Origin of the sequence: Vibrio sp. V42_P2S4T144 (assembly GCF_009904715.1) — a bacterium.
In the GTDB taxonomy this organism is placed as follows: domain Bacteria; phylum Pseudomonadota; class Gammaproteobacteria; order Enterobacterales; family Vibrionaceae; genus Vibrio; species Vibrio alginolyticus.
Genome location: NZ_WXWS01000430.1, coordinates 1 through 8,519 on the forward strand (window position 1 = coordinate 1; position 8,519 = coordinate 8,519).

The 8,519-nt window shown below is 44.8% G+C and carries 7 protein-coding genes; 6 read left to right on the forward strand and 1 reads right to left on the reverse strand.

Features of this window, described 5'->3' with window-relative positions; translation table 11 throughout:
- Positions 1-239 precede the first annotated feature (239 nt).
- A complete protein-coding gene (locus CAG68_RS14425; protein ID WP_086047509.1) occupies positions 240-1,781 on the forward strand; it encodes a hypothetical protein in 1,542 nt (513 codons plus the stop codon).
- 12 nt (positions 1,782-1,793) lie between these two features.
- On the forward strand, positions 1,794-2,483 hold the full coding sequence (locus tag CAG68_RS14430; protein ID WP_031780978.1) for a hypothetical protein: 690 nt from the start codon (positions 1,794-1,796) through the stop codon (positions 2,481-2,483).
- Between the two features lie 91 nt (positions 2,484-2,574).
- Here the strand turns inward: CAG68_RS14430 and CAG68_RS14435 are convergent, their stop codons facing one another.
- Positions 2,575-3,576 carry an AraC family transcriptional regulator gene (locus CAG68_RS14435; protein WP_086047510.1) on the reverse strand — a complete coding sequence of 334 codons (1,002 nt, stop codon included), beginning with the start codon at positions 3,574-3,576 and terminating at the stop codon, positions 2,575-2,577.
- A gap of 107 nt (positions 3,577-3,683) precedes the next feature.
- On the opposite strand from CAG68_RS14435, the gene CAG68_RS14440 reads away from it, so the two are divergent.
- From CAG68_RS14440 to CAG68_RS14455, 4 genes are all read left to right on the forward strand, one after another.
- Positions 3,684-4,010, forward strand: coding sequence for an MFS transporter (locus tag CAG68_RS14440; RefSeq protein ID WP_025767943.1), 327 nt, complete (start codon positions 3,684-3,686; stop codon positions 4,008-4,010).
- Positions 4,010-5,233, forward strand: a complete 1,224-nt coding sequence (locus CAG68_RS14445) for an efflux RND transporter periplasmic adaptor subunit (RefSeq protein WP_161441305.1) — start codon at positions 4,010-4,012, stop codon at positions 5,231-5,233. The genes CAG68_RS14440 and CAG68_RS14445 overlap by 1 nt, the downstream gene beginning before the upstream one ends.
- 101 nt (positions 5,234-5,334) lie before the next feature.
- Positions 5,335-6,657, forward strand: coding sequence for an ABC1 kinase family protein (locus CAG68_RS14450; protein ID WP_017635160.1), 1,323 nt, complete (start codon positions 5,335-5,337; stop codon positions 6,655-6,657).
- Positions 6,658-6,769: 112 nt separating this feature from the next.
- Positions 6,770-8,116, forward strand: coding sequence for a magnesium transporter (locus CAG68_RS14455; protein ID WP_086047512.1), 1,347 nt, complete (start codon positions 6,770-6,772; stop codon positions 8,114-8,116).
- Positions 8,117-8,519: the final 403 nt, after the last annotated feature.

An 8,519-nucleotide genomic window follows, 5' to 3' on the forward strand; every position in this document is an offset into this window, starting at 1 on the left:
TCCTAATCATTCTATACCCCTAAAACCATGCAATAACCTGAGGTTTTATTCATTATCAGAATATAGCTTCACAGAGAAAATAAAATTCGGAATAAAAATCCACTATGTTTTTAAATATATCGAATAATAGGTCTTACCAAAAAACAATATCAACATATATGACTTAGTTTGCTTATATAGACAGGACTTTATGTTGCTTCTAAGTTTCTTGCTCTAATAAAGTCTACGAGTAACATGAAATGAGATATTCCAAATTAACGCCTTTAGCCATATTTTGCGCGATAAGTCTAACTGCTTGTGGCGGCAGTGAATCTAATTCGAAACCATCGACAACGACACCTCCAACACCACCAATGCCAACATTGAGCACTGTCACAATCCCAACTGTCGTTTCTACAGAGTTTCCAGCCAAGTTAAAAGTGGCTGCTGATGCTGGCTTCACCCACTATGTGAAAATCTCCCTTTCCGAAGCAAACAACAACGATACATTTCACATTGTGGCTGTTGATGACGGTGCGAATAATGAAAAAATCTTTCGTGCAGCCAAAATCATCCAACACCTTCTCACAAACCAACCAGACTCTAAGTACGGTGCTGACAAGTCTCGTATCGCTAAGACATTAGCCGAGCGTGATGCCACACTAATGCTGACCGAAAACGATGAACAGAATGATGAGATGTTAACCAAAATCTTTATCAACGAACTGATTCGCCAAGATAAATTGAACGATGCAGTTACAAACTCGGGCTTAGCACACTCTTTTGATACGAGTTCTCTAGAAAAGTTTGTTGTAAGCATGATCGTACTTAACGAAGATGATATGGATACACTTGTCACATCTATCGCGTCAACATTAGTAACTAGTAAAGAAACACCAAACTGGCTAAGGAATAGCCAATCTTTAATGTATCGAGAACTGACAGTTGAAGGCGATTGCCATTACATGAGTAATTTTGCCGATTACTGCGCCAATCTTGGTAAAAAAGCCGAACGAGACGCCGCTTTTGAAGAAATTTTACACTTGGTCCAAGCGCAAGGTATTGCACCTAACACGGCGACTGCGGCACTGCAAAATGACATTCAAGCTCATGCGTTAAGCATCTATAACGATATTCAATCGGGCAAACCGACAGTGTGGCGCCCTACTCAGTATGACTGGGACGATTGGAAATCGGACGACTTCGATCCTGAAAGTGTGAAACAAACGGGCCCTTCATATTCTCACGAATATTTTGCTGCCGCTTTTGAAGCGTACATGGGCGTAGCAAAAGCAAACGGACATGGTTTAGATGGCTACCAAGCGTTAACGCGTGAAGAAATGCAAACCCAAGATCCACAAGCCGTTGATTGGATCAGTGGCTTATTCCACGGATACTTGCAATATACCGCGAATATCGACTCTGCGGGCGTCAAGCTCTACACAGAAAAGACAAATCCAGGCACAGTACCTACCTTCCGTATGGCTCCCAACAAAGACGGTTCGATAGAAGCGTACACCTACAAATCTCAGTGGCTAACAAAAGTGAAGATCATTGGCGACGACGCGATGAATGTGATCGGTAATGATCAAAACAATACTTTTGAAGGCAACAGCAAAGACAACAGCATTTATGGTGAAGGCGGTATCAACACCTATATCGTGCCACACAAACTGGCGGAATGTACTGTTATCAAAGCAAAGAGTGTTTCTGTTGAGTGCCCAAATACAGGCACTGACGAGTTGTACGACATTCAGAACATCCAATTCACCGACCAAACCCTAGATGTAACCAAGCTATAAACAATGAAAAACATGAAGAAACTTATTCTATTCGCTCCCTTGCTCCTTGTTGGTTGTGGTGGCCTAGCCGTCATGGATCGTACTGATGCCGTAAAAGCACAACCAGAAATGCTGATCAAAACCGACGGTGATTTTTGGGGATTCGGTGCAGATGGCCATTTTGATTTTGCTGGTAAGTACAAAGGCAAGTATTCACGCAGTGCTTCTAACTCAAGTTGGTTTAACCGTATCTCTTTCAAAGAAGGTTCAATGGGCGCAGAAGTGACTCGTATCGACAGCGGGGAAACTTGGCTTTTGAACTGCACCGGAGGCGGTATGTCGGTTAACTACATGGGCGTCGATTTTGGTGGGAATGATCCTTACACCTGTGACATTACTCAAGATGGTAAAAAAGTCGGTGAGTTTGCGATGGAGCCAAAATCCGCTCTCATCGACATCAGCTTTGAGAAGAAAGAGACAGGCGTAGTGCGTATTGGTAGCACCCACTTTACTGTAGAAACTGTACATACTAGTCCTGACGCCATGATGGCGGTAGACATTCCATTGGGGTATAGCTTTAAGGAAGGCACACAAGAAATTGCCGCTGTGCAGACGAACGGTACCATTGCGGTACAGATGCTCCCTGAACTTAGCGAACAAAAAAAGGATGTAATTGCCATCGGCGCTGTTGCAAGTGCACTAAGTTGGCGCCCTAAAAAATAGCCATTACATAAAACAACAACACGCAAAAAAACAAAGCCCTCTACTTTTTTGAGGGCTTTTATTGCTTGTACTCATAGAGATAAGTGGAGCACTACTTCTCTAATCTTCCCGTATACTGCTTGGGCGTTAATCCACGATGTTTCTTAAACATACGATTGAAGCTCGCCACATTGGTGTAACCAAGGCGCGTGGCAATGTCATCAATACTCACGCGCTTACTCAACAAACCAGCTGCAATATTACTCAATACATAGCCAGAAACCGTCGAAAAATTGAGCCCTAATTTATGCAAACGACGTTGAAACTGCTGTTCAGATAAATCAAGCAGAGAAGACACGCGCTCTAACGTTGGCAATCCATAATGGCTGCTGTAATTCACCACTTCATAAATCACTTTCAACTCATCTTCTGGGTCGGGCATATTAAGCAAATCATCCAAATCGGAAAAACTCATCGCTAGACGGTTGTCTTCTCGATGGCTCACTTGGCGAGAAGCTAGTCGGTCATCTCCCGGGATCCATATCTCTGTTTTTGGCTGACTCCATTCCACCTCGCAGCCGAAATATTCCCGGTATCGCTCAGTATTTTTTCTCGAGCCTGAAACCTTGACACGTAAAGGCTGGTAATCTTTGCCAAGAAATTCGCGTAACACCTTAATCATAAATACCGCACAGCGGATACTATCGTGCACCTTTACTGACGTTTCTATAAACGGGTTGTGGTAAGTCCATTTGATGATTTTACCCGACTGTTCGCCAGCAAAAAACGCCCCTGATTGTAGGTTGCTCACACCATAATTCACTCGCCGAATGGTACTGGCTAAATCATTGCCGGAGAATAACCAGCGTCCCACTGGCCCTAGCTTTTGCAGTTCAATACCTCGGCTGAGACTCAACACCACATCCGGGTCACAACTGGCTTGTTCAACACAACGGTACCATTCCGCAACGGCTTTTAGCGGGATCAGTGTCATTGGGTTACGAAACACCGATGCTGGGATCCCTAACTCATCCGAGTCCAAATTGTATTTAGATAACGCGAGGTTATGTATGTTTAGAATGCCCATCGCGCGAATAAACCGAACCGTTTTCATAACCAATCACATCAAATTTAATCCTGTAGTGATTGAATCTGTCACAAAGAAAGCCGCAAATCAAATTCAGATCACAATACGCCAACAGTTTGATAGAGGAGTGTTTAATGAGTTTACTGAGTGTCCCATTTGTCGGTACAGGCGCAGATACGGCGTTACATGTTGTCGCTGCTGTCGTTTTAATCGCGAGTGTCGCGGGCGCGTGTTACGGCTTTTGGAAAATCCATGAATTACCTATCAATAAAGCACACAGCAAAGACCATCATCAGATAGGGCTCATCACTACGCTGACCTGGATAGGGTTTGTCTGGCACTGGGTTTGGGTGCTAGCCGTGATCTTTGCATTCGTTGATATGGAAAAAGCCATCATCAATCTGCGTGATACATGGAAAAGTAAACCGCAAACAGAAACACAGCCAAAAGAGGAAGCATAATGTTAGAAGGTTTAGCGGTATGGGCACTCTTCATCTATCTGCTGCGTTTGGTTGGCATGCCTTGGAACAAAGCAACCAAATCGTTCGCTTATCTTGGCGGTTTGAGTTGGCTGATGTTCGTCTGGGTAGGTTTGATTAACTTCACCCCGATGGATTTGTCCGGCGGTTCTGTCGTGCAGTCACCACACATCCAATTGCGTCCAGATTCAACCAATGTAAAAGGTAAAGTTGACCACATTTACATTGAGCCGAATCAGCAAGTTAAAGAAGGTCAGCTCATTTATGAACTTGACCCAACGCAATACAAAATCGCATTAAATCAAGTGAACGTATCCGCTGATTCTGCTCGCGTCGCACTAGCGACAGCAAAAGGCGACATCGAGATTGAAGAAGCTAACCACGAAGCGCTAGTGCAAGATCTAGAAACATCAAAGAGCCAGTTGGAAGCGGCGAAAGTTGACTACAAATTGCAGAAAAAAATGCTAGATCGTTATGTTGAGCAAAACCGAGTGGTGCACAACACCATCACGGAAAGCGATATCGACAAACAATCGAGTGCGGTTGATATGGCACGTCACAACGTGTTGACCCTTGAGTCTCAAATCAAGAAGAAACAAGTCGATATTTCCCGTGCAAAACTGGCGATTCATAAAGCGGAACTTGCAGTTGAAACCAAACAAGCCGAACTGCGCCAAGCGAAAGAGCAAATTGCAAAAGCGCAATGGGATTTGAATAGCACAAAAGTTCATGCCCCAACAGATGGCTTTGTCACCAACTTTATCCTGCGTGAAGGTCAGCGTGTATCAATGATGCCGCGTATCAACATGTACACCAACGAAAAGTACGTACTAATGCGAGTGAACCACCAGGCGATTCGTAACATCAAACCGGGTCAGCCAGCGGAATTCTCTTCGTCCGTTTACCCAGGTAAGATCTTCTCAGCGACCGTCGAAGGCATTGTTGAAGCAACAGGTGAGTCACAAGGTAATCTACTGGGTTTCGATGATTCCGTACGTGTCACCACTGGAAAGAACTTACAGAACAAACACCACTTTGTTCGTCTTAAGATTGATGAGCCAGAAGGCTACGACATCCCTGTTGGCTCTGTTGGCCTCGCATGGGTCAGCGGTGAAAAACCGATAGGCTTCATGGCCTTCTTAGATGTGATTCGCGGGATCATCATCCGAATGAAGTCTCAACTGTACTTCTTCTACTCTATCTAAACTCGCAAACCGCCAGTTACGCTGGCGGTTTTTCTTTCATTTGTATCCAAACATATCCTTTTCCCGTATAACAATTAGTTAGTAAATAGCGGAGAAGATTCATGTCGGCAAAGGAAAGAAGCCTACCTACCCATCGCATCTCAAGATTCAGCAAGTTCGCTTCACTTGCTACCCGTGTCGCAGGCAATGTGATTGCAGAAGGCACGAAGCAGATAGCCAAAGGCAACAAACCAAAAGCGAAAGACCTCTTGCTGACGCCACAGAACATCGCGCGCTTAACTGACCAACTTGCTCACCTGCGTGGCGCTGCAATGAAGCTTGGTCAAATGCTATCAATGGATGCTGGTGATGTTTTAGAACCTGAACTTGCCGATATTCTTTCCCGTCTTCGTTCCAACGCAGACCCAATGCCTGCAAAACAACTCAACGCAGTAATGGAAAGTTCGCTGGGAACGAATTGGAAAGCTGAGTTTCTGTCATTTAACTTCAAACCAATCGCCAGTGCATCAATAGGACAAGTGCACCAAGCCTACAGCGATGCGGGCGATAACCTAGCCGTCAAAGTGCAATATCCGGGCATACGGAAAAGTATCGATAGCGACGTCGATAATGTCGGTACACTGCTCAAGGTCGTTGGGTTGATTCCCGAGTCTGTCGACTACAAAGGATTACTCGAAGAAGCGAAAAAGCAGCTACATGACGAGGCCGATTACGCACGAGAGGCACAATTTGCCATTCGTTATCATGACGCTTTGAAGGAGCACCCTCATTTTGTGGTGCCCAAGATTCATACTGAAAGTTGCTCAGACTCCGTTCTCGCGATGGAATTCATTGATGGTAGCCCGATTGAGCAAATCGAACATTATGATCAGAGTACGCGAGATTTTGTCATGCACAGCCTACTCGAATTACTGTTCAGGGAGCTGTTCGAATTTAAGATGGTACAAACCGACCCAAATTTCGCCAACTACTTATATATCGAAAACACTCGTCAAATCGGCTTGCTAGATTTCGGGGCCACTCGAGAGTACAGCGAGCGGTTCAGCACTGGTTATCGCCAAGCTTTCGCATCTGTCGTTAACAATGACGAACAAGGCTTGAATAATGCGCTTGAACAAATAGGCTTCTTCAGCCAAACCATCCTTCCAGACCAACGCCAAGCGATTCTCGATCTAGTGAAAATGGCATGTGAACCGATGTTAGTTGATGAGCCTTATGACTTTAAAGCCAGCGGCTTAGCACAAAAGCTTCGCGAGGCTGGCACCATTCTAAGCATGGAGCAAGAATACTGGCATACTCCACCAGCAGATGCTCTATTTTTACACAGAAAAATCGGCGGAATGTACTTGCTGGCAGCCCGTATTGGCGCAAAAGTGAACATTCGCCAATTGGTACAGCCATATCTCACCATCAACAGCGAATAGCCTATTGTTTTTCTGTTACTTTCAAGTACCTTGAGCAAGGTTAAGGTGCATAGTTGTGCATCTCAATAACATGCCATACTTCCATAAAACGAATTAACTATCGGGGTACTCGGTGAGCAAGTTTCAAGATCTCTCCACTCTAATCCAGCAAATTGGCCAAGCCGAAGAAGCGGATCAAGTCGCAACGCTCAATGAATCTATTGAAGCGGGCCTCGAGCCCGGCGCGGTTGCCCTGATTCTAGAAGCCTTTCCAATCGACGATCGTGTTCGCTTATGGCGAGCTTTACCACTAGAGCTACATATCGACGTGTTAACGGAAATGCGTGCGGACGTACGTTTCTCTATCATCAATGCGTTATCTGAAGTCGAGCTAAAGCTAACTCTCGCTAAACTCGACAACTTGTCGCTCATCGAATGGGCCGATTCGTTGCCAGAGTCGATCATCAACGAAGCGCTCTCGTTGATAGAAAAAGATGAGTTGGAACTTTACGATCAAGCAAACGAGTATGCTGATGAAGAACTCGGCCACTGGGCTGAACGTAAGATCATCACCCTGCCCTTCAACATTACGATTGGGACAGCTAAGCAGTTAATGGAGCGCTATAGCTACGACACGCCTCAACAGGTGTATCTGATTAATCGTAATAAACAGTATCGTGGAACGGTCAACTACTTCGATATCTTACGTGGTGACCCCGATACTCGCTTAAAAATACTCGTTATTGAGGCTGTGACGGTTCTAGACAGTAAAATGATGCTTCCTGAAGCGGTAGAGGCATTAGAACACAGCACACTGCCCGCTCTCCCTGTAACTGATGCAGACCAAACACTGATCGGTGAAGTCGATTGGCAGTTTGCATTGAGTACACAGCGTGAAATCTACGAAGCACGTTTGATGGCCGGTACAGGTATGGATGAAGGCGATGACTTGTTTGCGCCAGTATTAAAAAGCTCGCAAAAGCGCGGTGTTTGGTTAGGCATCAATCTGCTTACTGCGATTTTGGCGTCTGTCACTATCGGACTATTTGAAGATGTAATTGCGCAGGTGGTGGCTTTGGCGGTGCTCATGCCAATTGTTGCATCCATGGGGGGCATTGCTGGCAGCCAAACGCTCACTCTAATGATTCGTGCGATGGCGCTTAATCAGATCACCCCAGGTAACCGCTTCAAGCTTTTGAAAAATGAGTTGGGTATTGGCTCTCTGAACGGCATTGCTTGGGCGTTAATCATCGGCGGGCTCGCCGGATTGTGGTTTCAATCTCCGGTTCTTGGGGGAACCATCGCGCTGGCCATTATCGTCAATATTATTACCGCAGCTTTATTTGGTGTGCTGATTCCCATTATTCTGGATAAGTTTAAATTGGACCCCGCTTTGGCTGGCTCGGTGATTCTAACAACAGTGACAGATGTAGTTGGTTTTTTCGCCTTTTTAGGAACGGCGAGTTTAGTCATGCTTTAAAAGGTTCATTGTTTATTAATCAATCATTAGCATAATAGAGTCAAATTGCATAACGCAGTTGCAAATTGCAAACATACTCAAACTTTAAGCAACGCATGTCACAGAAACTACGTATTTTAGGGCATATTAAAGTTGGCACAGTAACTGCATTATATAAATCGACCCTTCTTAAGCCGAGGGTCACCTAGCCAACTGACGTTGTTAGTGAACTTGATTTTGTTCACATGTATATAAGCCAATCGCACTCTTTGCGGTTGGCTATTTTTTTATGTGGCTATTGCCCTCTTATCCTCTGACCGAACTCGGTTGTACTTTTCTTACCCACAACAGATTGTTTACTGTTTATAAAATTCAAATATTCGCCCACTAAACCATTAGAAATACCAGCTTCAACAAAAATAAA